The sequence below is a fragment of the Aequorivita iocasae genome (assembly GCF_016757735.1).
GTDB classification, from domain to species: Bacteria; Bacteroidota; Bacteroidia; order Flavobacteriales; family Flavobacteriaceae; genus Aequorivita; species Aequorivita iocasae.
Genome location: NZ_CP068439.1, coordinates 199,793 through 225,312 on the forward strand (window position 1 = coordinate 199,793; position 25,520 = coordinate 225,312).

Genomic DNA, 25,520 nt, shown 5'->3' on the forward strand with positions numbered 1-25,520 from the left:
TATTGACTATATAACAATAAGTTTATACAATATAAAAACGTCCCGGCCAAAACCGGGACGTTTTACATTTATACCACCAACCAAAGATGAAAAAGATTTACACAAACTACCTGGCAAACTTTCGGGGTTTATCCCGAGAAATCTGGCTATTGTCTTTGGTTACCTTCGTCAATAGAGCTGGAGCCATGGTAATTCCCTTTTTATCATTGTACCTAATAAACGTGGAAGGTTTTGATTTGCCACAAGTGGGGTGGATAATGTCTTGTTTTGGTCTAGGTTCATTGGTGGGTACATATATTGGCGGGAGATTAACAGATTCGATAGGTTTTTATAAAGTGATTCTTTCAAGCCTTTTTTTGGGCGGAGTTGGTTTTATATTGCTTCAATATATCAATACATTTTACGGATTCTGCATAGGTATATTTTTATTGACTTTGATGGCAGATGCGGGTCGCCCTGCCATTTTTGTAGCTGCTGATGCATACAGCAAACCGGGAAATATTACCCGAAGTATTGCTTTAATTCGTTTGGCAATAAACTTAGGCTTTTCCATAGGCCCATTGATTGGCGGTTTAATAATCGCGCACATAAATTATACTTCACTTTTTTGGATTGATGGTTTAACCTGTATGCTCGCTTCCCTTGGTGTATTTCTTCTTTTGAAACCTAAAAAACTAATAAATACCACTGAGGAAAAAACTGTAGTTTTAAAAGAAGGGCTGCCCCCTTATTTGAACAAGCTTTTCCTTATTTTTTTCGTAATAATGGTAGCTAACAGTCTGGCATTTGTTCAATATTTTTCAGTGATGCCTGTTTATTATGAAAAGGTGCATTTCCTTTCCGAAGATGTTATTGGGTGGTTATTATTTATAAATGGCGCCACAATTGTAATTTTTGAAATGCCGCTGATTGCTTGGCTTGACCGAAAGAAAATTTCTAAAACCATGGCTACTTTCTGGGGAATTTTCTTTCTGGGGTTGAGTTTCTTGGTATTAAACCTGAGCACGTGGAGCGGTGTGCTAGTAATAGCTATGTTATTAATGACTTTGGGAGAAATGATTGGGTTTCCATTTTCAAACGCACTGGCATTGGAAATGTCACCAAAAGGGAGAAAGGGCAGTTATATGGCGCTATACAGTATGAGTTTTAGCGTTGCGCATTTAATTGGCCACAATGGTGGGATGAATTTGGTGAATAGTTTCGGCTATTTTAAAACTTGGACAATTTTTTCAATATTCCTGCTTTTTATAGCAGCGCTGACAATCTGGCTATACTTTTTACTTAAAAAATCACAAACAGGAAATATATAACCCAAATTTATAATTGAGGATTTTTTTTGGGGCGTCTTTGCTTACGCGAAACAATGACCGCATCCAAACACGAAATCATCAAGCCAATTCCCGCAAAGAGGCATATTAATCTAACAAAAAAATCACCGGGATATTCTAGGCCAGTAAAGCCCAGTAATGCCGTAATAATGGTTACGATTAAAAATTGGAAAGTATAATTTTTCATAACATTGTTTTTTGGAAAGTACTTGTAGCTAAAGTACATTGAAAGATGAGTTGTTTTTCTTAAAATGAAACCAATTATAACATTTTTAACACAACAGTATTTATTTTAAGGGTTTTATGTCATTGTTTTTAACCACATGGGAAAGAACAATTTGTGTTTTAGTTTCACCGTAAACTATCAATTGATCGATAAAACTTTCCAAATGTTTTTGATTTTTAAGTATTACCTCCATTACAATGTTTTCGTTTCCAGTAATTCGGTAGCAGTTTAAAACTTCTTCATACGTTTTTACCACTTCCAGAAAGGGTTTTAGTTTTCCCATAAATGCCCGCAGTGTAATAATTGCTTTAAATTGATACCCCGCCATAAATGGAGAAATATCTGTGTAATAGCCATTTATTATGCCTGTATCCTCCATTTTCTTTATCCTTTCAGAAACTGCCGGTGAACTTATGCCCACTTGTCTACCAATTTCAGTGTTGGGTTGGCGGGCATTTTTTTGAAGACAATTCAATATTTTCCAATTCAAAGAATCTATACTCATTTTAAAGTTTATTTATTAAATAAATTAATATTTAAAGCAAATATACGTTTTTACTTTAATATCAATTGCACAATAAATGATGTAGTGATTAAATTTGATTCGCTTTAAAAAAGAAATAATAAAATGTTGCCCCATCAATTCGGAAACGACTCAAAATCGGCTATTTATAACAAAGCGCTTGATATATTCTCCTTGGCGAGAAATATTTCAGCCTATATAGGCCATGATCTGGCGCACCTTCAAAAAAATGGCGCTGAAGACCCGAATATTTATTTTACAGGTGATATTGTGCAGCAATCAATTTCATTGGGGCCACAAATCCTGAAAGCAGAAAGTCAATCTTTTTCTGAAGAAAAGCATAAATACGCGGCTTCAGTAATGCGTCTTTCCAATCTTCTTTATAAAAATTGCGAACGTTTGGAAAGAGTGAACAGTAATGGAAAAGATTTTCTGCCATTACTCCGCAAAGAGCTCAAAAGATTTAGAAAACTCCAACATACCTGGAGGCTAACCCTTTAGGAAACTGAATTTGTTACATATTTCGTCTGTATTGCCCTCCTACCTCAAATAAAGCTTCCGTAATTTGCCCCAAGGAACAAACCTTTGTGGCTTCCATTAATTGTTCAAACATATTTTCATTATGTACTGCCGCAGCTTTTATTTTTTCAATAATATCTGTAGCGCTCTCGCCATACATTTCGTGAAGGTTTTTTAGGGTTTCAATCTGTACTTGTTTCTCTTCCTCTGTTGCGCGAATGACTTCTGCCGGCAGTACTGTTGGCGAGCCTTTGCTGCTTAAAAAGGTATTCACTCCAATTATTGGAAAATCTCCATTATGTTTTAGGGTTTCGTAATACAAACTCTCCTCTTGAATTTTACTCCGCTGATACATGGTTTCCATTGCGCCCAATACGCCACCACGTTCCGTAATACTGTCAAATTCTTTTAAAACAGCTTCTTCAACCAAATCTGTTAACTCTTCAATAATAAAAGAACCTTGTATTGGATTCTCGTTTTTAGCCAAGCCAAGTTCCTTATTTATGATAAGCTGAATCGCCATAGCTCGGCGAACGCTCTCTTCAGTAGGAGTAGTTATAGCTTCATCATACGCATTGGTGTGCAATGAGTTACAGTTATCATAAATAGCGTACAAAGCCTGTAATGTAGTACGAATATCGTTGAAATCAATTTCCTGGGCGTGTAATGAGCGACCCGAAGTCTGTATGTGGTATTTCAACATTTGAGCACGTGGGTTGGCTCCATATTTTTCTTTTAAGGCCTTTGCCCAAATTTTTCTAGCAACCCGGCCAATAACAGCATATTCCGCATCAATTCCGTTGCTAAAGAAAAACGAAAGATTAGGTCCAAACTCATTGATATCCATGCCGCGGCTCAAATAATATTCCACGTAAGTGAACCCATTTGCAAGCGTAAAAGCTAATTGGGTGATAGGGTTTGCGCCTGCTTCGGCAATGTGGTAGCCACTAATGGAAACTGAATAGAAATTTCGAACTTTTTTCTCAATAAAATATTCCTGCACATCGCCCATCAAGCGCAGTGCGAATTCAGTAGAAAAAATACAAGTGTTCTGCGCTTGGTCTTCTTTTAAAATATCTGCCTGAACCGTTCCGCGTACCTGCTGTAAAGTCTCGTATTTAATTTTGTTATAAACTTCAGTGTCCAAAACTTGATCACCAGTTACGCCCAAAAGCATAAGGCCCAACCCATTATTACCTTCGGGAAACTGGCCGTGATATTTGGGGCGGTCAATATTTTTCTTCTTATAGATAGTTTCAATTTTCTTTTCAACTTCTTCTTGTAAACCATTTTCCACAATGTATTTTTCACAGTTTTGATCAATGGCAGCATTCATGAAAAAACCTAGCAACATTGGTGCGGGCCCGTTAATCGTCATACTTACCGAGGTCATTGGGTGGCTTAAATCAAAACCGGAATAGAGCTTTTTAGCATCATCCAAACAGCAAATGGAAACACCTGCATTGCCTATCTTACCATAAATATCGGGCCGTAGGTCAGGGTCGTTTCCATATAATGTTACACTGTCAAACGCAGTGGAAAGTCTTTTGGCAGGCAAGCCCATACTTACATAGTGAAAACGCCTGTTGGTACGCTCCGGTCCACCTTCGCCCGCAAACATTCTGGCAGGGTCCTCCCCAGTTCTTTTAAAGGGATACAGCCCGGAAGTGTACGGAAATTCTCCAGGAACATTCTCTTGAAGCGTCCATTTCAAAATATCGCCCCAAGCTTGATATTTCGGCAAGGCTACTTTTGGAATCTGGGTATGTGAAAGGGATTCGGTATGGGTTTTTATATTTATTTCTTTATCACGAACTTTAAAACTATAAATTGGATTTTTGTATTTGTTTACTTTTTCGTTCCAACGGGTTATAATTTCCCAGTTGTACGGATCTAGATTTAATTTTTCACGGTCAAATTCAGCAAGTAGCAATTTTACCAAGTCTCTATTTTTTTCTGAATTCAAAATAGATTTGGATATAATACCAGCTTTGTCCAATCCTGGTGTTTCTCCACAAATTGTTTCAATGGTTTTAAAAATCCCATAGAGCTTTTGGGCAACTTCAGACTGTTCCACAGCTTTTTTATCATAAGCTCTGTTGTTTTCTGAAATTTCGGAAAGATAGCGTGTGCGTGAGGGCGGGATAACAAATACCTTTTCCTCCATTTCTTCGGAAACGTGGAAATCGCTTTTAAGATCGGATTCGGTTTTTTCTGCAATCTCCTGCATAACCGCCTTGTAAAGTTTGTTCATTCCCGGATCATTGAACTGTGAAGCAATTGTTCCATAAACGGGTAGTTCATCCTGCGGAGTTTCCCACAGTTGATGATTGCGAACGTATTGTTTTTTTACATCACGTAGGGCGTCAAGAGAGCCGCGTTTGTCAAATTTATTGATAGCAACTAAATCTGCAAAATCGAGCATATCAATTTTTTCAAGTTGCGTGGCTGCACCAAATTCAGGGGTCATAACATAGAGGGAAACATTGCTATGTTCCAGTATTTCGGTATCGCTTTGACCAATTCCGGAAGTTTCAAGAATAATAAGGTCATATTCAGCAGCTTTCAGGACTTCGATTGCTTCAGTCACATATTTTGAAAGTGCAAGGTTGCTTTGTCGGGTAGCCAAACTACGCATGTAAACCCGAGGCGAATTGATGGCATTCATTCGTATTCGATCTCCCAACAGTGCTCCGCCGGTTTTTCTTTTAGAAGGATCTACTGAAATAATCCCAATAGTCTTATTAGGAAAGTCAATTAAAAACCTTCGCACCAATTCATCAACAAGGGAAGATTTTCCCGCGCCCCCAGTCCCAGTAATACCCAGAACAGGGGTCTTGGCTTTTTTATTGTTAATATGGATTTTATCAAGTGTTTCTTTTGCTACATCTGGAAAGTTTTCAGCTGAAGAAATGATTCTTGCAATAGCGCCGATTTCCTTTTCGGGCAATTTGTTTATTTCCCCATTTAATTTATCGCCTATGGGAAAATCGGATTGTTGAACTAAATCGTTAATCATTCCTTGAAGTCCCATTTCACGACCATCGTCTGGTGCATAAATTCGAGTTATACCATAATCCATCAATTCTTTTATCTCGGAAGGAAGAATAACGCCGCCGCCGCCGCCAAAAATCTTTATATGTCCGGCACCCTTTTCTTGTAAAAGATCATACATATATTTAAAGTACTCGTTATGACCGCCTTGGTATGAAGTAAGCGCAATTGCATTAGCATCTTCCTGTATGGCAGTATTTACAACCTCTTTGACGCTTCTATCATGGCCCAGGTGAATTACCTCTACCCCTGTAGATTGTATTATACGACGCATAATATTGATAGCGGCATCGTGCCCATCGAACAGTGATGCAGCAGTAACAATTCGCACTTTATATTTTGGTTTATAGGGACTTACCTGTTTCATGATTTTTTATTTAGTAAAATAAGAGTTGCAAATTTAGTTAAAACCTAACGAACATAATACTTAAGACTTACTTGATACGATAAAATTTTACTAAAAAAGTTGCATTATTTCAATTATTTTGTATCTTGCAGCATCAATATTAAACAATTAAAAATTTAACATTATGAAAAAAATTTACTTATTGGCTCTTGCTATAGGAGCTTTTACACTTAGTGCGAATGCACAAATAATTGAAGATGACATCGAGAGCTATAGCTTAGGCCCTCTCTTTGAAGATCATTGGTCTAGCTGGTCTGGAGCTCCAGGTCCTGATAACGCTGTAGTAACTGATGCGTTTGCACAATCTGGAAGTCAATCAGTTTTTATCGGTGGTGATGGTGTTCAAGATGCACTTTTACTATTAGGAAATCAAACAATTGGTACATATGAATTAACATTCTTTATGTACATTCCTACTGACAAGACTGGCTACATTAACTTCCAAGGTGCTACAGAAAATGGTGGTGCAGGAGCAGGTGGAAATGGTGTTTTCAACTCAGGAAACATTACTTTTAACCTTGATGGTATGAATCCAGGTATCGTAGAAGATATAGATGCTGACGGAACAGTTTACAATACCTATTCTTATCCACAAAATTTCTGGTTTGAGGTTAAGTTCTTATTTGACTTAAGCGCTCTTACTTATACACTTTCTATTGATGGTGTAGATGGTGCGCCAGTTGCTTTTGGTGCTGACGCTACTGTAGGAGGAATTGATTTCTTCTCAATTGATGCAAACAACGAATATTATGTAGATGATGTACTTTTCGTGGATGCAGCTGCTGGAGTTGATGACTTTTCTGCTAGCAAATTCTCCGTATATCCTAACCCAGTTCAAGATGTATTGAACATTAAATCAGCTTCTTCAGTTGATAATGTGGTTGTGTATGACATCTTAGGCAAAGTTGTTCTTCAAGAGAATCCAGGAAAAATTTCACCTGCAATCAATATGAGCAATCTTCCATCAGGAGCATATATGGTTCAAGTAACTATTGACAATGCTACTAAAACTGTTAAAGTTATTAAATAAGACAAATTAAAGTCTTTTTTAAAAAAAAGCTCTTCAATATTGAAGGGCTTTTTTATTTTTGAGGAATAACAAAAAATTAAAAACCGATGTGGGCTAAAAAAATATTCCTGTGCTGCGCAATTCTTACCTTCTTTTCCTGCGCAGAATTACAGCAAGTGGTCAATACGCTTCCCAATCAAACAGGGAGTGATATGAACCCTACAATGATTGCAAATGGACTAAGACAAGCATTGGATCTTGGAATAGACAAACAAGTAACCAAGCTTACCAAAAAAGATGGGTTTTATAAAAATCCACTGGTAAAAATATTGTTGCCGCCAGAATTACAAAAAGTAGATCAGGGCTTAAGAGACATAGGACTAGGAAGTTTAGCAGACGAAGGTATAAAAGCTTTAAACAGAGCTGCTGAAGATGCCGTCAAAGAAGCCACTCCCATATTTGTATCTGCTGTAAAAGAAATAACTTTTGTAGATGCAAAAAATATTTTGTTGGGCCCCGATAATGCAGCTACCCATTATTTGGAACAACGCACAAGCACAGCTCTTTACTCTAAGTTTGAGCCAGTGATAAAAAATTCTTTTTCAAGAGTAGGTGCAGATCAAATCTGGACAAGCATAATTACCAAATACAATTCCATTCCATTTGTAACTAAGGCAAATCCAAATCTTACAGATTATGTTACAACTGAAGCGCTACAAGGCGTTTATAAAATGATAAGCGTTGAGGAAAAGGATATTCGAAATAATATTTCAGCAAGAACCACCGCACTTCTTCGCCAAGTATTTGCTTTACAGGATTAACGAAAGACTAATTCTATTTATGATACCATTAACCTCTTATTAATAGTATGTTACCAATACCGAAGTTATCTTTGTACTGTTAAATTATAGAGATATGAATAATTGGTTTAAGAAAAAATCAAGAATTGAAATTCTGAAAGAAAAATATAGGGTTTTAATGAAACGATCTTTTGAATTAGCGCCAAATGATCCTGAGAAAAGTGCCAAAGCACACCAACAAGCCGACAAAATTTTTCAAGAAATTAACTACCTATCCTTGAAACAAGCGGACAAATAATAATTCTTCAGCGAAGCGTTTTAAAATAATCAAAAGCGTACATTAAACGAGAGCCATACCAGCTAAAAAACTCCCCATCCACTAATTTTACTTCCGTTTCAAATTCCGCTGCAAGAGCTATAACATCTCCCTTATTAAAAGGATAAGGTTCTGTAGAAAGTAAAATCAAATCAGCCTTCAAAAAATCTTCTGGCTTCACCTTTGGATACCGGCTTGAAACTTCAGTGCAAATATTTTCAAAATTATTTTCAGTTAAAAGACAATCAATGAAAGTCCTCCTGCCCGCAGCCATATAGGGTTTTTTCCAAATTAAATACAGCACTTTCTTTGGCGGAAAATCTTTTATATACTCCTTAAAGTTTTCCCATTTGGACTTAATATTTGATACAATTTCCAAAGCTTTCTCAGCAACTTCAAAAACCTTCCCCAACTGGAATATCATCTGGATACTTTCCGAAATCGTAGCAATATCACTCACCCACACAGGCGCAATACTTTCTAGCTGAAGAACCATTTCCTCAGTATTCTCTTCTTTATTGCAAATGATAATATCTGGCTTAAGTGATTTTATTTTTTCGAAATTAACCTGCTTGGTCCCTCCAACAATCACTTTCTCTTCTCGCAAATCATTGGGATGGACACAGAATTTGGTAATTCCGATAATGTTTTTCTGCAAACCAAGGTCAACCAACAATTCGGTTTGTGAAGGCACCAAAGAAACAATTCGGGTAGGAGTTTTGGTAAAGGTTACAGTTCTATTTAATTGATCAACGAACTCCATCAAGTATGGCTTTCATTTCGAGCTGGATATTCTTTGCTTCAACAGCGGCAGCTTCTGCAAAATCAGTATTATTTGAAGCATAAATAATACCACGGGAAGAATTTACAAGCAACCCAACATTATCCGTCAATCCATATTTGCAGACTTCCTTCAAGTTTCCTCCCTGTGCCCCAATTCCTGGCACCAATATAAAACTGTTTGGTATGATTTTACGAATCTCAGCAAAGTATTCAGCCTTCGTCGCACCTACTACATACATCAAGTTTTCACTATTGCTCCATTCTTTTGAAGTTTTTAAGACCAATTTATACAATTCTTCCTCACCCGTTAGTTTAGTTTGAAAGTCGAAAGCCCCTCCATTGGAAGTCAATGCAAGCAAAATGGTGTGCTTATTTTCAAAAGCAAGAAAAGGCTCTATGGAATCCTTTCCCATATAGGGAGCAACGGTAACCGAATCAAAACCCAGATCCTTAAAAAAAGCTTTTGCATAGCGTGAGGAAGTATTGCCAATATCGCCGCGCTTAGCATCGGCGATAGTAAAAATCTGGGGATAATTTTCGTTTAAATATTTTATCGTCTTTTCCAAGGACTTCCAGCCCTTCAAACCATAAGCTTCATAAAAAGCAGTATTTGGCTTATAGGCCACGGCATATGGATGGGTGGCATCAATAATGGCTTTATTGAATGAAAATATAGGGTCTTCTTCCTTTAGAAGAAATTCGGGAATTTTATCTAAATCAACATCAAGCCCAACACAAAGAAAGGATTGCTTCTTTCTAATTTCTGAAATCAAATTTTCTGTAGTCATTACTTTTTATTTCAGAAGGTTATATAATTAAAAAGTTTCGCCAGTTTCCTTCAATTTCTCTGTATTACTCACCAATTGAAGTTCGTCAATTATTTCCTGAACGTCACCGTTCATTATATTTCCAAGATTGTATAAGGTAAGGTTGATACGATGGTCTGTAACCCGCCCCTGTGGATAGTTATAGGTTCTAATTTTTGCACTTCTGTCACCACTTGTAACCATCGAGCCACGCTTTAGGGCATCTTCCGCCTGCTTTTTGGCTAGTTCAAGGTCGTATAAACGTGAACGCAAAACCCTAAAGGCCTTCTCTTTGTTTTTGTGTTGCGATTTCTGGTCTTGGCACTGAGCCACAATGCCCGTGGGAACGTGCGTCAGCCTTACAGCAGAATAGGTTGTATTCACCGACTGTCCTCCAGGGCCCGAAGAACAAAAGAAATCTACACGAACATCCTTGGGGTTTATTTCAATATCAAATTCCTCAGCTTCCGGAAAAACCATTACCGTGGCGGCGCTTGTGTGCACACGCCCTTGGGTTTCGGTCTGTGGTACCCGCTGCACGCGGTGAACGCCAGCTTCAAATTTAAGAGTTCCGTAAACATCCTCTCCTTCTATTTCAAATTGAACTTCTTTGAAACCGCCACTGGTTCCTTCGTTAAAATCTATCACGTTTGTCTTCCAGCCTTTTCCCTCGCAATATTTGGTGTACATTCTGAAAAGATCGCCCGCAAAAATACTTGCCTCGTCTCCACCCGTTCCGGCTCTTATCTCCATTACTGCATTTTTGGCGTCTTCGGGGTCTTTTGGCACTAAAAGAAACTTGATCTCTTCTTCCAGCTTTGGTAAACGCGTTTTTGCTTCTTCCAGTTGTAGCTTCGCCATATCAACCATTTCGGCATCGCTTCCATCGGCTATAATTTCTTCGGCTTCGTTTATGTTGTCGGTAAGTTCTAAAAATTCTGCGCGTTTGTCCATCAAAATTCGGAGATCCTTATATTCTTTGTTCAACTGAATGTACCGCTTTTGGTCGCTGATTACATCGGGTTGTATTATGAGGTCGCTCACCTCGTCAAAACGTTGTTTTATTATTTGAAGCCTATCTAACATATACATTTTATAATGGCTGCAAATTTACAATTTTTTAGGGGAATGAAAACCATTGCCGGAGGTTTCAATATTGAAAAAAGTTTTAAGAATTACCCGCGTTTCACACCTTTCTCCATTTTAAATCTAAATAAGAAAAGTGTACCAGCGTATAGAGGCTACCTACAAATGAAATTCGTGCCAGATAAACAAAAATATAGCTATGCCCCAAATCATAGTATGCTATACCCCGAAATATTTCGGCAAAAATGATCAAAAAAACCAAAAGTGTAAAGCTCATGGAAAGCGTAGAATTGAAAAAATGATTGTAAAAAAGTGCCATAAAAGCCAATAAAATCCCACATGAGGCACTTAGAATCATAAAGAGGTATTGTATATGGTTTAAGGTCATATCCTTCATCAATTCAATCAAGTTAATGAACAGATAGCCATTCACCAGAACCATAAATACAAAAAGAAGGGTGAACTTTTTTGTTAAATTTTTTAAATTGATCTTAGGCACAATGTAACAAAGCAGCATTAAAAATGCCAAAAAATTTAATATCATAGAAATACTGGCCATCGTACTTTTTTCATACCAAACGGTTGCAATGCTGGATGCCCCATAAAAGAAAAGAAAACCCAGCAACCACTTTTGGATATTTCTTCCGTGGGCTATCAGTAAATAAGCCAATGCTGTGTAGCAAATAATTCCGCGCAGCAACCGGAATAAAAAATAATTATGCAAGGTGTGAATAAGAATACTTACGGCAATAAAAATAATTGCCAAAATCCCCAATCCAATTTTATGATTTTTAAAGAAAATTCTCTCTGGCATTTATTAAGAATAATGGAAACCTTACTGCAATCAACTCAAAATCAGTTGCGAATATAGCGGAAAATATCAATATAAAAATTCGCCCATTGCAGATTTAATAGTAAGCTTCTTAGACGCAGCAGCTTCCACCCTACCCACAATCTGTGCTTTTACATTAAACGATTCAGAAATTTGTATAATAGATGCCGCGATGTCCTCAGAAACGTAAAGTTCCATTCTATGACCCATATTGAATACTTGGTACATCTCTTTCCAATCAGTACCACTTTCAGCCTGAATAAGTTTAAACAGCGGGGGAATTTCAAACAGATTATCCTTTATTATATGAAGGTTTTCCACAAAGTGAAGAATCTTAGTTTGTGCCCCGCCACTGCAATGCACCATTCCGTGAATTTCCTTATTGTTGAATTTTGATAAAATTTCTTTTATTATAGGGGCATAGGTTCGAGTTGGCGAAAGAACTAGTTTTCCAGCATTTAATGGGCTTTCAGGAACAGAATCATTCAATTTTTTCGAACCTGAATAAACAAGCTCACTAGGCACTGATGAATCATAAGTTTCTGGATATTTTTTTGCCAAGTAACTTGCAAAAACATCGTGTCTCGCGGAAGTCAACCCATTGCTCCCCATACCGCCATTATATTCCTTTTCATAAGATGCTTGGCCAAAAGAAGCCAGACCAACAATAACATCGCCGGGTTTAATATTGGCATTGTCTACTACAGCACTGCGCTTCATACGTGCTGTAACTGTGGAATCTACAATTATAGTACGAACCAAATCACCCAAATCTGCCGTCTCCCCTCCCGTTGAATGGATGGTTACGCCGTATTGTTTCATTTCAGAAATCAATTCTTCGGTACCATTTATAATTGCTGAAATGACTTCACCGGGAATCAAGTTTTTATTTCTACCAATAGTTGAAGAGAGCATAATATTATCTACGGCGCCTACACAAAGTAGGTCGTCAATGTTCATTATAAGTGCATCCTGCGCAATTCCTTTCCAAACTGATAGATCGCCAGTTTCTTTCCAATACGCATAAGCAAGTGATGATTTTGTACCTGCGCCATCGGCGTGCATGATCAGGCAATAATCTGCATCGCCAGTTAAATAATCGGGAACAATCTTGCAGAAAGCCTTTGGATAAAGGCCTTTATCCACGTTCTTTATGGCTTTGTGGACATCTTCCTTTCCTGCCGAAACACCTCGTTGTGCGTAACGTTTTGAAATCTCTTTACTCATTGGGTCTAGTTAAGTTGCAAAAGTACGGATTAAAAAAAAGCCCACAAAGGTGGGCTTTTAAGGTTTTCGATTATTTATAGGTTTATTCCCAATCGGGCATATAGGAATTTGTGAATAGCAACTCATCATCCAGTGATTGTTGATCAAAAATAAAGGAATGAATCTCCGGTATTGCCCTAAAGTTATTTTTAACCCTGGTAAATATTACACCCCCTTCGGAAGGCGAAAATCTAGCGTCAAGTTCATTCTCTCCTTCCTGAACATCTGTTTCTAATAGTACTGGAGGATCCGGACTACCTATGGTGAAAAGAAAAATACGGCTGTTAAAAATTCTATAAGAAGAATTTTGAGCTTCATCAATATCCCAAGTATATAAAACCCTATCGGCGTTTGCAGTAATATCAATTCCACTCACTGCTCCATCTAAATTTTCGAAAATTACCGTTTCTTCAAGTCCAGTAGAGAGCCTTGCGGTGTAGATTCGCACGTTATAGCCACTGGAATTATTGGTTTTTAATAATACAAGGTCATCATCAAATTCCGGTACTGCAACTTCTGAGATAAAGGAACCATCGGTTGTGGTATATTCTAACCTATTGCCCGTCCCATCGGGATTTATGGAATATAATTTATCAAAATGCGGATAATATAGTTTGCTATCATTCAGTGCCCATGTAAAGTCTAGATGCTCCGTACGAAATCCAGCTACAGGACGTTGGCTAGTTACCTGTTGTACATCGGTACCATCAAAGTTCATAGTATAAATTTGTGTTGCGCCCCCAGAATTGCGCAGAAAAGCAATTCTATTAAGGATGACGCTTTTTCGAGGCCTAAAACTATTTGTATTTTCACTCGTAAGTTGAAACACACTAAAATCAGGCTCAGTATTTCCAACAGTGGCTGTGTCCTTAGCTCCGGAATATATCACCAAATTTCCATTATTTTCCTTAACAAAAGTATATGGGTTATCTGGAAAAGTGAGAGTTTTAAAATCACTAATTACAGAACTTACTGGATCATTGGAACCATCGGTAACTGTTACTTGCCAAAAATATTTGGTGGACAGTTGCAGGTTGCTTACCGTATATGTTGTGTCTTGGCCCACTTCAAATACCTGCATCTCGTCAGTTGTTCCGTTTCTTAAATCCAATGTATAAGAAAGATCGTCATTTTCAGGATCGGATGCTTGCCAAATAAATTGTACTTCAAGAGGTTGCTCTTCTGCGCCATCTTCCGGAGATACTAAAATTGGAACAGAGGGCGGATTGTTATCTGAATTGGCAAGCGAAAGTTCAAAGGCAACTACAGTGGTCATTGCCTCCGTAACCGTAGTAGATTCAAAACCTGTAGCATATCCATTTAATTCGGCTTGAACTGAATAATCATCTACAGCCACATCATTCAGTTTAAACCTACCAATGGAATCGGTGAAAACAGTGGTAGAGGCCGGATTTGTAGTTATTTTTACATTTTCTAGTGCTGCACCGGTTACTTTATCTGTAACTTTTCCAGAAATATTACCTGTACGCACTACATCTATAGTATCTTCACTGCAACCAATGAGTATTAAGAAGAAACTCACAAAAAACAAAGCTATATATTTTTTCATCATCAGTTTTATTTAAAAAATCATAACTTAAAATAATAATTTAAGCCGACCCCGATATTATAATAAAAATCGTTTCTTTTTCCCTGAACAGCTTTCTCGAGCTTATCCGTAAAAACAAGATTGTGTTCTCCAAAAAGTTTTAATCCAAATTTTTTAGAAATAAAATATTCGAACCCGACTCCATATTGAACTTTAAAAAAAGGTTCTCCAGTATCAAAAGCATTATCATTTCTAGGATCTAAAAGAGCTATTATAACTCCTGGACCCGCATAAATAAAGGGAGTAAATTTATCATTGGGCAACAAGGCAAATTCACCATTTAGATCTGCACTTGCAAAAACATTCCTATATTGTCGACCGTTATCAATGCGAAAGACGGAAGCCTTGAGGTTGGCATTAAAAAAACGGCCAAAATGCTTTTGATATTCCAACCGTGCCAAAAACCCTAAATCTTGGGTTACATAATCATTGTCCGGTAAATTTCCACCCAAGGATATTCCCAAAGAATTTCGCGCTTCTCTGCTAACTTTAAGCCTATCAAACAATAATGTAGATTCGTCTTTCTCTTTTTCGGCTAAATATTCCGCCACCAATTGATCGTTTACTTCCTTTCCCCCTTGTGTACTCCAAAATTGTTTTTGAATTCCTTCAATTATAAGATCGTGAACCGCTTTTTCTATGGCATCTTTCATTGCAAGCTGTACAGGTTCATTTTGCGTAACGCCGGTTTCTGCTTCTAACAATCTTTGAAATTTAACAAAGCGAAAAAAACTGGCATCAATTGCTTGCGAAAGAATGGTTTTTGAAACATATACCGTTTTCAAGATTTCCCCATTACTTGTAGATACTGCTCGCAAATAAACAGTTATTCTATCTTGTCTATATTTTGCAGAGCCTCCCAAACCAAAATATCGAGCACCAATACCGCCAGTGATGATATTAGTATCGTAGGAAATCACCCCACCCTCCAATAAAAGACCAGCATATAAAAGGGGGGGCAAAGGTGGCTCATCGGTATTTAAATTCTTTATATATTCCTGCTTTGTATTTCTAATAATATTTCTTTCTGTAGATAGATTGCTCAAATTTTCCCGTTCAATGGGAATAAACCATCCCGAATCTTCCAAAGCCTTTATCAATATTGTAGTTCCACCCTGCGAAATAGCCGTGCTGAAGGTACTACCGCTTTCAACAGCTTTATACTGTCCTGTTTGGTCACTAAAATTATAGACAGCGACTTCTACGGGTTGAGCGGCAGGTGGCAAATCTAAAAGGGGTTGTGTAGATTTAGAAAATTCTCCGGTACGCGATGCCTCTTGATATAATGGTGGATTAAAGTAAGCTCCACAGGAAGAAAATAATAAAACTCCTATCAAGGAAATTGTTCTGAAAAATATTTTCATGAAATTAGTTTAATTTGGGACAATAACTTGTGTTTCCTCTCCGGTGGCGGTATCTAATATATTTATTACCAATCCTTCGCCAGATTCAAAAATTTCAATATTTAAGCTACCAAAAGTATATGTTCCCTCCTGATTAAAATCAACTCCCCCAAATTGTTGCGAAAGTAGTGCTCGCGATATTTGGCTCAACAACTGCCTATTCAGCTGGTCTCCAAACTGTTCCAACTCAGAGCGCTGATCCGCTGGATTGGCGGGAGCAGTAAGTTTATTTTGGGCAGTGGCTGAACTTTGCAGCCAGTTATAATTAAATGTATCCCCGCCAAAAGCAGGGTTCAACGGTTTATAAGAAAACTGTTGGGCGAAACCCGCCGTTCCACTAAATAGCAATACAGTTATAGAAAGTAATTTAAATAGTTTCATCTCAATATCTTGTTATGGAATTCTCTTTTTGCTTTTGAAGTTGTTGAAGATACGCAATGCATCTGTCTAATGCCGTCTTAGCCATACTTTGTAAAAAAGATTTTTTAGGTTGCGAAAAAAATTGCCATAATAATTGGTCGTCTATTTTTACAGAAATCCTTGTGCTCCGCATTCTTCCTGGAACTTCATCAATCACTATGTTCTTTTTTGTCTGTATTCCACGGTTGTAGTATTCTGAATAAAAATATTTATAAAAATCACGTCCAGCTTTGGTCAAGGTGTTTTCCACCACTAATCCATTCATCATATAACCATCTTGAGGAGCTGCCTGATCTTGACTTACGGCCTCCTCCTGTGGAGATAGTTTGTCCTTAATTATTTCTTGATAACCTTTTTCTGAACTTAACTCAATACGGTCCTGCCCTACGGGTTTATCGTCACTGTCATATAGCATAAGCACCAGGGTAATTTTTCCTTCAGCGTTGTAGTTTACGGTTACTGTGGAGAGCACTTTTTTTTCATTTCCCTTTAAAAAGAAGCGATCGGATTGGTTGCTTCTAGTAACATTATTGTTGGCATCAGTCTGATAAAGGCTGAAATCATATTTAAGATTAACATCTGTCGGAGTAATATTTTCCGCGGTCGCGGTAAAGGTGAAGAATTCACTATCTTTTTTAACAAGAATCTTACCTACATACTCTTTATTGTAGAATTGCGCATTTACACCTACAGTTATTAAAAGGGTAAAAACGGCTACGAAATAATTTTTTATTTTACCAATATGTGCTTGTAAACAGCTCATTAATAAAAACTTCTCACTATTATTGTAGGCGAGGCTTCCGTTTGTCTGAATTTTAACGATTTGGTTAGCTCGTTAACACCTTCGCGCTCAAAGTTTAGATAACTCCCGTCCTGTACAAGATCTAAGGAAATATCCGCATTTGGATTATTTACAAAATCCCTAATACGATTGCTATTACCATTTTGTATAAGATCTGCCACAGCGGTGTTTGCTGTATAATCTAAATTAGTATCGTTATTATTTCCATTTTGGAGAAGGTTAATTTCACTGGCATTTGTGTTGGTTGCAATTCTGGCTGTATTGAAATCCCCTATTTGGCGAACGTATACTGAATTTCCTTCAATAAGTGTATTCTTAGCGTTGGGCGTAGTCACAATTCCGAGGTTTGCTAGCAATTCAGGTGAAACCTTTTCACCTTGTATAATACTTTTGCCACCATCGGCATTACTTCCTTCGGGTTTATAGGTTTGGCCAGAAACCATTGGTATATACAAAGCCGAGACTAAAATACCAAATATTATATTTTTTACTATTGTCTTCATCATTTGCATTTTTTAATTAACACTCCACATAACCGGATGTTCTATATTTTTTTAAAAAAAGTAACCTTTCCTGTGTGGCTGAAACAAATTAATACTAATAGGAGTTTACTCAAGCTTACCCTAAAGATATTAAATTAATTATAAAGGAGGGCAATTTATGCCCTCCTTTATTATTTTAAAAAAGTGTTTTAACCGAGAGCGGTTTAGCAACCTGGACATGGATCATTAATCACAACAGGTGGTAATGGATCTGGGCAGTTTAATGGAACTGGATCTGGGAAGATACAAAGTTCTCCATCAGTTGAGAAATTGCCATTTGGACCTAATTGTAACACATCTGCCATGTTACCAGTACCATTTTGGATAATTCCAGCATTATGACCTGCACCACCTTGAGATTTTTGAACTAACAAAGCATGGTTACTACTACCGGTTTGTGAAGTAGAACCAGTATTACCAATACCTCCTTGATATGTGGCAGCAAGGTTATTACTTCCGCTATATTGACCTGAAAAAATATCGTTATCATCGCCATTTTGTCTTTGGTAAATTTTATTACCAGTACCTGCAGCATATTGATTAACCGTTGCGTCGTTATCATCTCCATTTTGATCCTGACGCACATAACCGCCATTACCATCTTGATCTGAATATGCATAGTTATCATTACCAACTTGTCTTTGGTCAAGATAGTTGTTTACACCAGGACCTGTAACAGCATGCTGTATCCCTATAGCTTCATTTCCGTTTCCAGTCTGACGCTGTCTAGCTTGGTTTCCAGAAGACGATTGACTAACCGATGCATCGTTATCATCTCCAATTTGGTATTGATCAGCTTTGTTGTTAGAACCTGACTGTGTAGCTGATAATTCGTTGTCATTACCATCTTGCCATGCCCAACTTTTGTTATCATTACCTGACTGGGTGATATTAGCAAGATTATTAGAGGATGCATAAAAAGGTAGTTGGTACACCGCCGATTTGTTTGCAGTACCATCCTGATCAACGTTTATAGTACTACTATTATCATCTTGATGCGCATAAGCTTCGTTCAGATTTCCATCTTGATTCATATTAACAGTACTGCCTGTACCCCCATGCTGGTTTACCCTTGCTTTGTTGTCTGCACTAGCATTATTGGTTCCACCTTGAGTAATATTAGCAGTAGCATTTGTAGGAGGAGTAAATTGATTACCTTGTTCTACATAAGCCTCGTTACGCGACCCTCTCTGTCTAATATCAGAATCATTACCGGAGCCTCGTTGCAATACCATAGCACGTTGTGAACCCACACCAGCGCCATTGGCTTGCTGGATATCAGAGTTTAGACTAGTCCCTGCTTGTCTCACATACACTCTCTGGTCATTACCAGATTGAGAAGAATTTGATGTGTTTTGGGCAAATCCGATTGCCGCAAATAGTAGCGCCGCAGCGCCTAAAATTAATTTTTTCATAATTAAAAGATTTAAAGATTAATATTTGGTTAAAAAATATTCAGTTTTTAGCAAGGAATTGCTTCCTTGAATAAATAGTAAACCACAGCAAAGTGATTTATTGATATTAAGGGGATATGTTTTAAAATGTATTTAAAACACATTTTAGAATTAAGGGATACTTTAAGATGAATCAATATGATTTAAAACCTAAAAGATTCTTTTTACTAAGGGGATAGGTTTGTTATTTTAACAAATTTGAGGAGATGGGTTTGTGATATCGCTATCACTTAACCACAACCCAAAGATGCAATAAAAAATAATAATATACAACTAATTAACAGCCAGTTGCACTCAAAAGGGGGATTTCCCCCTTTAAGAAACAGGGTTTTTCCTTATACAAAATCTAATTTATCAGATAAAAAACGCAATATTATCGATGAAGCGCAAAAAAATCGATTTTAACAGATTATGTTAAATTTTTGTTAAAAAAATAAAAGCTACTAATTTGAAATTATTGAGACTTTTATGGAGTTACCTTTTCTAATTAAGCTAATTAAGAAATAAAATGAAAAAAAGTGCGGGAATGTCTTTAAAGACAACCGCACTTTATAAGTTAATACAGCAAACCGAAATTGCACATATTAAATTTAAGTGGAGCAATTACGGATTAATATTTAGAGGTCTATTTAGTAAATAACAACTCTCTGTATTTAGTTAATGGCCAGATTTCATCATCAACTAATAATTCAAGTTTGTCACAGTGATAACGAATTACTTGGAAAAATGGTTTAACATCATCACAATAGGCAACAGCTTTTTCTTCTACATTTTCAATTTTATTTGCTTTTTTACGAGCTTCAATCATATCGGTTATACCCTTGTTTATTTTCGCTATATGTTCGCTTATTTGTTCAATGAGCTGCAGTTGCTCACCTGCTAATTTCTTGAAATCGGTTCCATAGATGTTTTTTAGCCCCTGAACATTTTCAATCAAAATATTTTGATATCGGATTGCAGTAGGTATCACGTGATTTCTTGCTATATCGCCCAAAATACGCCCTTCTATCTGGATTCGCATGGTGTAGTCCTCCATTTCAATCTCGTAACGTGCCTCAAGTTCCACCTTGCTCATAATGCCAAGTTCCTCAAAAAGTGCAATTGCTTTTTTTGATACTTTGGCTTTCAGAGCTTCTGGAGTGGTTTTATGGTTGCTCAAACCTCGTTTTTTAGCTTCTTTCTCCCACGCTTCCCCATAACCATCTCCTTCAAAACGGATACGCTTGGAGTCTTTAATATATTCTTTTAAAACATTGAAGATGGCATCGTCCTTCTTCATTTTCTTCTCCTTAATAAGCTTATCAACCTCTTTCTTAAAATCTATGAGTTGCTTTGCTACAATTGCATTCAGAACAGTCATTGGATTTGCACAGTTGGCTGTAGAACCCACAGCGCGAAACTCGAATTTGTTTCCAGTGAACGCGAAGGGCGAAGTTCTGTTTCTATCAGTATTATCCAAAAGAATCTCGGGTATTTTACCCACAACGTTTAATTTTAAATCCGTTTTTTCTTGTGGAGAAAGCTTACCGCTAGTTACTTTTTCAAGTTCATCCAGTACTTCAGTTAATTGCGAACCAATAAATGCTGAAATGATTGCCGGTGGAGCTTCATTGGCGCCTAGGCGGTGATCATTACTTGCGCTGGCTATAGAGGCACGAAGCAATTCTTCATACTCATTTACCGCTTTTAAGGTATTAATGAAGAAAGTTAAAAACTGAAGGTTTTTCATAGGGGTGCTGCCCGGGCCCAAAAGGTTAACGCCGGTATCGGTAGCCAAAGACCAATTGTTGTGCTTTCCGCTTCCGTTCACGTTTGCAAAAGGCTTCTCGTGAAACAACACCTTAAAATTATGCTTATCAGCAACTTTGTGCATCAAGTCCATTAATAAAGAATTGTGATCCACAGCCAAGTTGGTTTCCTCAAAAATTGGTGCCAACTCAAATTGATTTGGCGCAACTTCATTGTGACGGGTTTTTACAGGAATACCCAAAAGCATACACTCGGTTTCCAAATGACGCATGAAGTTAAGAACGCGCGCAGGAATAGAGCCGAAATAATGGTCATCCAATTGCTGCCCCTTTGCAGAAGAATGTCCTAAAAGTGTTCTTCCCGCTAAAGAAATATCTGGCCTTGACGCCGCCAAAGCACTATCAATAAGAAAATATTCTTGTTCCCAACCTAAGGTGGCATTTACCTTAGTAACGTTTTTATCAAAATATTTTGCTACGGCAGTCGCTGCATTGTCGATAGTCTGCAACGCCCTCAACAAAGGAGTTTTATAATCCAATGCCTCACCGGTATATGCAACAAAAACAGTTGGAATACATAAAGTGGTACCATAAATGAAGGCTGGCGAAGTTGGGTCCCAAGCCGTATAACCACGAGCCTCAAAGGTATTTCTAATTCCGCCATTTGGAAAACTCGACGCATCGGGTTCCTGCTGTACTAATTGTCCACCTCCAAATTTTTCAATTGCCTGACCATTTTCCATCGTTTCAAAAAAGGCATCATGTTTTTCGGCAGTTGCTCCCGTTAATGGTTGAAACCAGTGTGTATAATGTGTGGCTCCTTTTGCAATTGCCCATTCTTTCATTCCTGTAGAAATATGGTCAGCAATATGTCGCTCAATTTTAGAGCCATTTTTAATGGCATCCATTACACTTTTAAAAGAATCTTTGGTAAGATACTGCCGCATGGCAGCTTCATTAAAAACGTTCTTTCCGAATATTTCGGAGCGCCTTGCTGGCTCTTCAACTGATACAGGAGTCCTTTTAAAGGTTTCCTTAATTGCTTCAAATCTCAATGTGGACATTTTGTTGTTTTTAGGGTTTGAAAGCGCAAATGTATTAAAATTGTAGCTATACCCCCTATTTTAAATAGGTAAAATTATCAAAATAAGGAATAAAGTTATAAACACCCCTAGTTTTTAAGCTCCAAATCAAAAAATCTAACTAGTAATAGTTAGACCAATAAAAATTATATATGCAAGAAAAAGGAAAAGTCCCCTTTTTCTACCCAATTCAAATTTCTTGGGCAGAAATGCTAATGGAACCAAAACGGCGGCAAAACCAATCATCCAAAAAATGTCATTGGTTAACACCTCAGGACTTTTTACAGCAATTGGTTGAATAATAGCCGTAAGCCCTAAAACTGAAGAGATATTGAATATGTTTGAACCAATCAGGTTTCCAAGCGAAATTGCTTTCTCCTTCTTTAAAGCAGCCATTACCGAAGCTGCAAGCTCTGGAATACTTGTACCCACTGCAATCATTGTAACAGCGATAACTCTTTCACTTACGCCAAAACCTTCGGCCAGTGATACAGCTCCGCTTACAAGCAGTTCGCTGCCGCCGTAGAGCGCTACACCCCCAATCAATAACCATATTCCAATCTTAAAATTTGAAGCTTTTGACAGGCCTTCGTCTATACTATCGTCTACAGCTTGGGTTCCACGTTGTTTTTTGGCTCTTATTATTAATATATATAGGTAGATAAAAAGAACGAGTAATAGTGCCACCCCTTCAGAACGGGAAATTTGCAAGCCACTCTGCAGAATAAAGTACAGTGCGATGGAAAGAACCATCATAACCGGCCAATTCAATTTATAAAAATCCTTATCGATGCCCAATGGTGAAATGATTGCCGTTATCCCCAACACCAACCCAATATTTGCAATGTTTGAGCCTATTACGTTTCCCAAGGAAATATCAGAAAAACCATTGAGCGCAGCCTGCAGGCTCACCAAAAGCTCCGGCGCAGAAGTAGCAAAAGATACCACGGTAAGCCCAATGACCATTTTTGAAAGGTGAAGTTTAAAAGAGAGTGCCACGGAAGATCGCACCAAAAACTCTCCCCCTACCACTAACAATACTAATCCGAAAAATACCAATAGATAATTCATAGAAAATATAAATGCCACGAAGATAGTAAATGCGAAAAAGAATTAGTTGTATATTTGCTACTATCCCCTCTTAATTACGCCTTACTTAGAAAATCCCCAATTCTAAATTTTAAATTTTAAATTAATTTTTAATAATTATAATTATGGAAACCAATATTAAGAGAGCTGTTCAAAAAATTTCTCTTTTCTCTGTTTTGATATTTTTCACTTTTGTATTTTTTTCGTTCAGTGGGAACAATACAATTTCGCAAACCTCTAAGGAAGATTTAGTTAAGGGCTCACAAAAAACCATTAAAATCACCAAAGACACAACTCTTGAAGAGCTTGAAAAAATCAAAAAACAAATGGCGGATGAAGGCTTGGGCTTTGAGTATTCAAATGTAGAATACAATGATAATTCTGAGATTATTTCTATCACAATTGGCTATAAAGACAAAAACAATAATTCTGGGAAATACAGCGTAAGCAGCAAGAACCCCATAAATGATATAATTATCGTTTCAGAAGATAGTAGCATTTCAGTTAAAAGTGCTGGCAGTTCAAATCAAGCATTTATAAACCAAGGTAGCAGTGGGCAAGATTCAAACAAAAATGAAACCCCCCATGATATTCAACGCGAAGCTATGGAACGAAAGATGGCCCAAATGGAAAAGGAAATGGAAGAAAGAAGGGTCAAAATGAAACTGCGCATGCAGCATCAAAGAGACAGCCTACGAGCTTTAAAAAATCAGTCGACGGGAAAAAGCACCTATACCGGAACATCACATTTGATAACTAAAAATACCACAAATTCAGAATTGCTGGAACTTACAAAAATTTATGATAAGGAAGATATTTCATTTAGTTATAAAGAATTGGAACGGAATGAAAAAAACGAAATAACACAGATTTACATTACCATAGACAATCGAAACGGTTCTATTTCCACTTCATCATTTGGGAATGGCAAAGTTGCTATAAAAGATATTACCGTAGCTGTAGACAAACAGGATACCGTTATTAAAAATGCCGACTAGGTTTTAACATCACTTTAAAAACATTTAATTATTTATTGCCTACATTCATATAACATTTAGATATGTTATGAAGAAGAAGTTTTTCAAATTTCTATCAAAAGTTAATAGCAAACTGCTTCCGAGCTACACAAAAAAAGGTGTAGAATTGGAAAAGGCTTCAAAATTTCAAATGGCGATATTCGCCTATAAATTGTGGGTCACAAAAAACGCTTTGGACTAATATTTTAAAAGTGATTTTACGGGATGACTTCTTAATTTTTTAATTCCATTTAAAAATTCAAGTTCGAGCAGAAAATTGCATTGTACAATTTCTCCACCCAACTGTTCGATTAAATTACAAGCAGCTCGTGCCGTCCCCCCGGTTGCCAAAACATCGTCGTGCAAAAGCACACGCTCCCCGCTTTTAATTGCGTCTTCATGAATTTCGAGGGCATCAAGACCATATTCTAATTGATATGGTTCTTTTAAGGTTTTATAGGGAAGCTTTCCTGGTTTCCTGATGGGCACGAAACCCGCATTGAGTTTTTGGGCTAAAAGGGTTCCGAAGAAAAATCCGCGGGATTCAATAGCCGCAACTTTGTCAATTTTTTGATGATCTATTAATACCAATAATTGTTGAACACAATGTTCAACCGCATCACTGCTTGCAAGTAGTGGAGTTATGTCCTTAAAATTAACTCCAGCTTTTGGAAAATTTTCAATATTTCGAATATATTCAGATAAATTCATTTTTTACAGCATTAATTTGCCTTGCAATTTAAAAAGAAATATATTTGCACCCGCTTAAAGCAAAATATATTACGGCCTCGTGGCGCAACTGAATAGCGCATCTGATTACGGCTCAGAAGGTTCCAGGTTTGAATCCTGGCGAGGTCACAAGTAAAAAAACCACGTTTTTGAAAACGTGGTTTTTTTATGGCTTAATTTTCACAAAAACTTCAGAATTTTTAAGTATTTTGGTTTCCCTAAAAACCACCAAAATGACTAAAATAGTAAAAGACTCCGACAACGAAAAAGAAAGAGACTATATACTTCAGGACAATAAAAAAACCCGCTTTGGCGCAGGTTTCATAATTACCGTATTGATTATTTTAGTAATAGCCGTTATTATTTCCGGGTTTTACTTTGAGTGGTTTTAAATAATCTCCGCGCTCAATCCAGCTTCCAATAGCATAGTGCAGCGCGGTTTTAATTCGTTGAACTCACCTGTTTTTACCGTACATTTTCCTTTATAATGCACAATGATGGAACACTGCTCAGCCTGTTCTGGGGTGTGCTCACAAGCAAAAATCAAACTGTTTATTACATGATCAAAAGTGTTTACATCATCATTGTAAAGCACAATTTCATTGAGGTTGCTCTCCTTTTCTACAACCTCTACATCTTCTTGGATTTTTTCTCTGGTACTCATAATATCTT

General features: G+C 37.2%; 25 protein-coding genes and 1 tRNA gene. 8 read left to right on the forward strand and 18 right to left on the reverse strand.

Annotated elements, in window-relative coordinates; all coding sequences use genetic code 11:
* Positions 1-86: 86 nt before the first annotated feature.
* Positions 87-1,310, forward strand: coding sequence for an MDR family MFS transporter (locus tag JK629_RS00975; RefSeq protein ID WP_202336786.1), 1,224 nt, complete (start codon positions 87-89; stop codon positions 1,308-1,310).
* Positions 1,311-1,317: 7 nt separating this feature from the next.
* On the opposite strand, the gene JK629_RS00980 is transcribed toward JK629_RS00975, so the two are convergent.
* The gene (locus JK629_RS00980) at positions 1,318-1,515 is read right to left on the reverse strand and encodes a DUF1328 domain-containing protein (protein WP_202336787.1); all 198 of its coding nucleotides are present in this window, start codon (positions 1,513-1,515) and stop codon (positions 1,318-1,320) included.
* A gap of 100 nt (positions 1,516-1,615) precedes the next feature.
* Entirely contained in the window at positions 1,616-2,059 is a 444-nt protein-coding gene (locus JK629_RS00985) for an Lrp/AsnC family transcriptional regulator (RefSeq protein ID WP_202336788.1), read from the reverse strand.
* A 123-nt stretch (positions 2,060-2,182) separates the two neighbouring features.
* Here JK629_RS00985 and JK629_RS00990 point away from each other — a divergent pair, with 123 nt between their 5' ends.
* The gene (locus JK629_RS00990) at positions 2,183-2,578 is read left to right on the forward strand and encodes a hypothetical protein (protein WP_202336789.1); all 396 of its coding nucleotides are present in this window, start codon (positions 2,183-2,185) and stop codon (positions 2,576-2,578) included.
* A gap of 13 nt (positions 2,579-2,591) precedes the next feature.
* Here the strand turns inward: JK629_RS00990 and JK629_RS00995 are convergent, their stop codons facing one another.
* Positions 2,592-6,017, reverse strand: coding sequence for a methylmalonyl-CoA mutase family protein (locus JK629_RS00995; RefSeq protein WP_202336790.1), 3,426 nt, complete (start codon positions 6,015-6,017; stop codon positions 2,592-2,594).
* A gap of 163 nt (positions 6,018-6,180) precedes the next feature.
* On the opposite strand from JK629_RS00995, the gene JK629_RS01000 reads away from it, so the two are divergent.
* The 3 genes from JK629_RS01000 (at position 6,181) to JK629_RS01010 (ending at position 8,163) form a co-directional block, all read left to right on the forward strand.
* Positions 6,181-7,086 (forward strand): T9SS type A sorting domain-containing protein, encoded by a 906-nt coding sequence (locus tag JK629_RS01000; protein WP_202336791.1) that lies wholly within the window; start codon positions 6,181-6,183, stop codon positions 7,084-7,086.
* A gap of 86 nt (positions 7,087-7,172) precedes the next feature.
* Entirely contained in the window at positions 7,173-7,886 is a 714-nt protein-coding gene (locus JK629_RS01005) for a DUF4197 domain-containing protein (RefSeq protein WP_202336792.1), read from the forward strand.
* 94 nt (positions 7,887-7,980) lie between these two features.
* Positions 7,981-8,163 carry a Lacal_2735 family protein gene (locus tag JK629_RS01010; RefSeq protein ID WP_202336793.1) on the forward strand — a complete coding sequence of 61 codons (183 nt, stop codon included), beginning with the start codon at positions 7,981-7,983 and terminating at the stop codon, positions 8,161-8,163.
* 7 nt (positions 8,164-8,170) lie between these two features.
* On the opposite strand, the gene JK629_RS01015 is transcribed toward JK629_RS01010, so the two are convergent.
* The 13 genes from JK629_RS01015 to JK629_RS01075 all read right to left on the reverse strand — a co-directional run bounded on the left by JK629_RS01015 (position 8,171) and on the right by JK629_RS01075 (position 23,085).
* The gene (locus tag JK629_RS01015) at positions 8,171-8,944 is read right to left on the reverse strand and encodes an ABC transporter substrate-binding protein (RefSeq protein WP_202336794.1); all 774 of its coding nucleotides are present in this window, start codon (positions 8,942-8,944) and stop codon (positions 8,171-8,173) included.
* Positions 8,931-9,752 carry an orotidine-5'-phosphate decarboxylase gene (pyrF, locus tag JK629_RS01020; protein ID WP_202336795.1) on the reverse strand — a complete coding sequence of 274 codons (822 nt, stop codon included), beginning with the start codon at positions 9,750-9,752 and terminating at the stop codon, positions 8,931-8,933. Before pyrF ends, JK629_RS01015 begins: the two co-directional genes overlap by 14 nt.
* A gap of 27 nt (positions 9,753-9,779) precedes the next feature.
* Positions 9,780-10,856, reverse strand: coding sequence for a peptide chain release factor 1 (gene prfA / locus JK629_RS01025; protein ID WP_202337955.1), 1,077 nt, complete (start codon positions 10,854-10,856; stop codon positions 9,780-9,782).
* Between the two features lie 100 nt (positions 10,857-10,956).
* Complete coding sequence (locus JK629_RS01030; protein ID WP_202336796.1) at positions 10,957-11,670, reverse strand: hypothetical protein; 714 nt, start codon at positions 11,668-11,670, stop codon at positions 10,957-10,959.
* Between the two features lie 66 nt (positions 11,671-11,736).
* On the reverse strand, positions 11,737-12,915 hold the full coding sequence (locus JK629_RS01035) for an AIR synthase related protein (RefSeq protein ID WP_202336797.1): 1,179 nt from the start codon (positions 12,913-12,915) through the stop codon (positions 11,737-11,739).
* A gap of 82 nt (positions 12,916-12,997) precedes the next feature.
* Positions 12,998-14,527 carry a carboxypeptidase-like regulatory domain-containing protein gene (locus tag JK629_RS01040; protein WP_225626071.1) on the reverse strand — a complete coding sequence of 510 codons (1,530 nt, stop codon included), beginning with the start codon at positions 14,525-14,527 and terminating at the stop codon, positions 12,998-13,000.
* Positions 14,528-14,544: 17 nt separating this feature from the next.
* On the reverse strand, positions 14,545-15,927 hold the full coding sequence (locus JK629_RS01045) for a CsgG/HfaB family protein (RefSeq protein WP_202336798.1): 1,383 nt from the start codon (positions 15,925-15,927) through the stop codon (positions 14,545-14,547).
* Positions 15,928-15,936: 9 nt separating this feature from the next.
* A complete protein-coding gene (locus JK629_RS01050; RefSeq protein ID WP_202336799.1) occupies positions 15,937-16,347 on the reverse strand; it encodes a curli production assembly/transport component CsgF in 411 nt (136 codons plus the stop codon).
* Position 16,348: 1 nt separating this feature from the next.
* Entirely contained in the window at positions 16,349-17,149 is an 801-nt protein-coding gene (locus JK629_RS01055; protein WP_202336800.1) for a CsgE family curli-type amyloid fiber assembly protein, read from the reverse strand.
* Positions 17,149-17,694: a hypothetical protein gene (locus tag JK629_RS01060; protein ID WP_202336801.1), complete on the reverse strand. Its 546-nt coding sequence runs from the start codon at positions 17,692-17,694 to the stop codon at positions 17,149-17,151. Before JK629_RS01060 ends, JK629_RS01055 begins: the two co-directional genes overlap by 1 nt.
* Positions 17,695-17,894: 200 nt before the next feature.
* Positions 17,895-19,145 carry a hypothetical protein gene (locus JK629_RS01065; protein ID WP_202336802.1) on the reverse strand — a complete coding sequence of 417 codons (1,251 nt, stop codon included), beginning with the start codon at positions 19,143-19,145 and terminating at the stop codon, positions 17,895-17,897.
* Positions 19,146-19,809: 664 nt separating this feature from the next.
* On the reverse strand, positions 19,810-21,996 hold the full coding sequence (locus tag JK629_RS01070; protein ID WP_202336803.1) for a glutamine synthetase III family protein: 2,187 nt from the start codon (positions 21,994-21,996) through the stop codon (positions 19,810-19,812).
* 135 nt (positions 21,997-22,131) lie between these two features.
* Entirely contained in the window at positions 22,132-23,085 is a 954-nt protein-coding gene (locus JK629_RS01075) for a calcium/sodium antiporter (RefSeq protein WP_202336804.1), read from the reverse strand.
* Positions 23,086-23,228: 143 nt separating this feature from the next.
* On the opposite strand from JK629_RS01075, the gene JK629_RS01080 reads away from it, so the two are divergent.
* The gene (locus JK629_RS01080; protein WP_202336805.1) at positions 23,229-24,101 is read left to right on the forward strand and encodes a hypothetical protein; all 873 of its coding nucleotides are present in this window, start codon (positions 23,229-23,231) and stop codon (positions 24,099-24,101) included.
* A 216-nt stretch (positions 24,102-24,317) separates the two neighbouring features.
* Here JK629_RS01080 and JK629_RS01085 read toward each other — a convergent pair whose 3' ends face one another.
* Positions 24,318-24,830, reverse strand: coding sequence for an adenine phosphoribosyltransferase (locus tag JK629_RS01085; RefSeq protein WP_202336806.1), 513 nt, complete (start codon positions 24,828-24,830; stop codon positions 24,318-24,320).
* A 73-nt stretch (positions 24,831-24,903) separates the two neighbouring features.
* On the opposite strand from JK629_RS01085, the gene JK629_RS01090 reads away from it, so the two are divergent.
* Positions 24,904-24,977, forward strand: a tRNA-Arg gene (locus JK629_RS01090).
* 104 nt (positions 24,978-25,081) lie between these two features.
* Positions 25,082-25,240: a hypothetical protein gene (locus tag JK629_RS01095; RefSeq protein ID WP_202336807.1), complete on the forward strand. Its 159-nt coding sequence runs from the start codon at positions 25,082-25,084 to the stop codon at positions 25,238-25,240.
* Here JK629_RS01095 and JK629_RS01100 read toward each other — a convergent pair.
* Positions 25,237-25,512, reverse strand: a complete 276-nt coding sequence (locus JK629_RS01100; RefSeq protein ID WP_202336808.1) for an ATP-dependent Clp protease adaptor ClpS — start codon at positions 25,510-25,512, stop codon at positions 25,237-25,239. The genes JK629_RS01095 and JK629_RS01100 overlap by 4 nt on opposite strands.
* Positions 25,513-25,520: the final 8 nt, after the last annotated feature.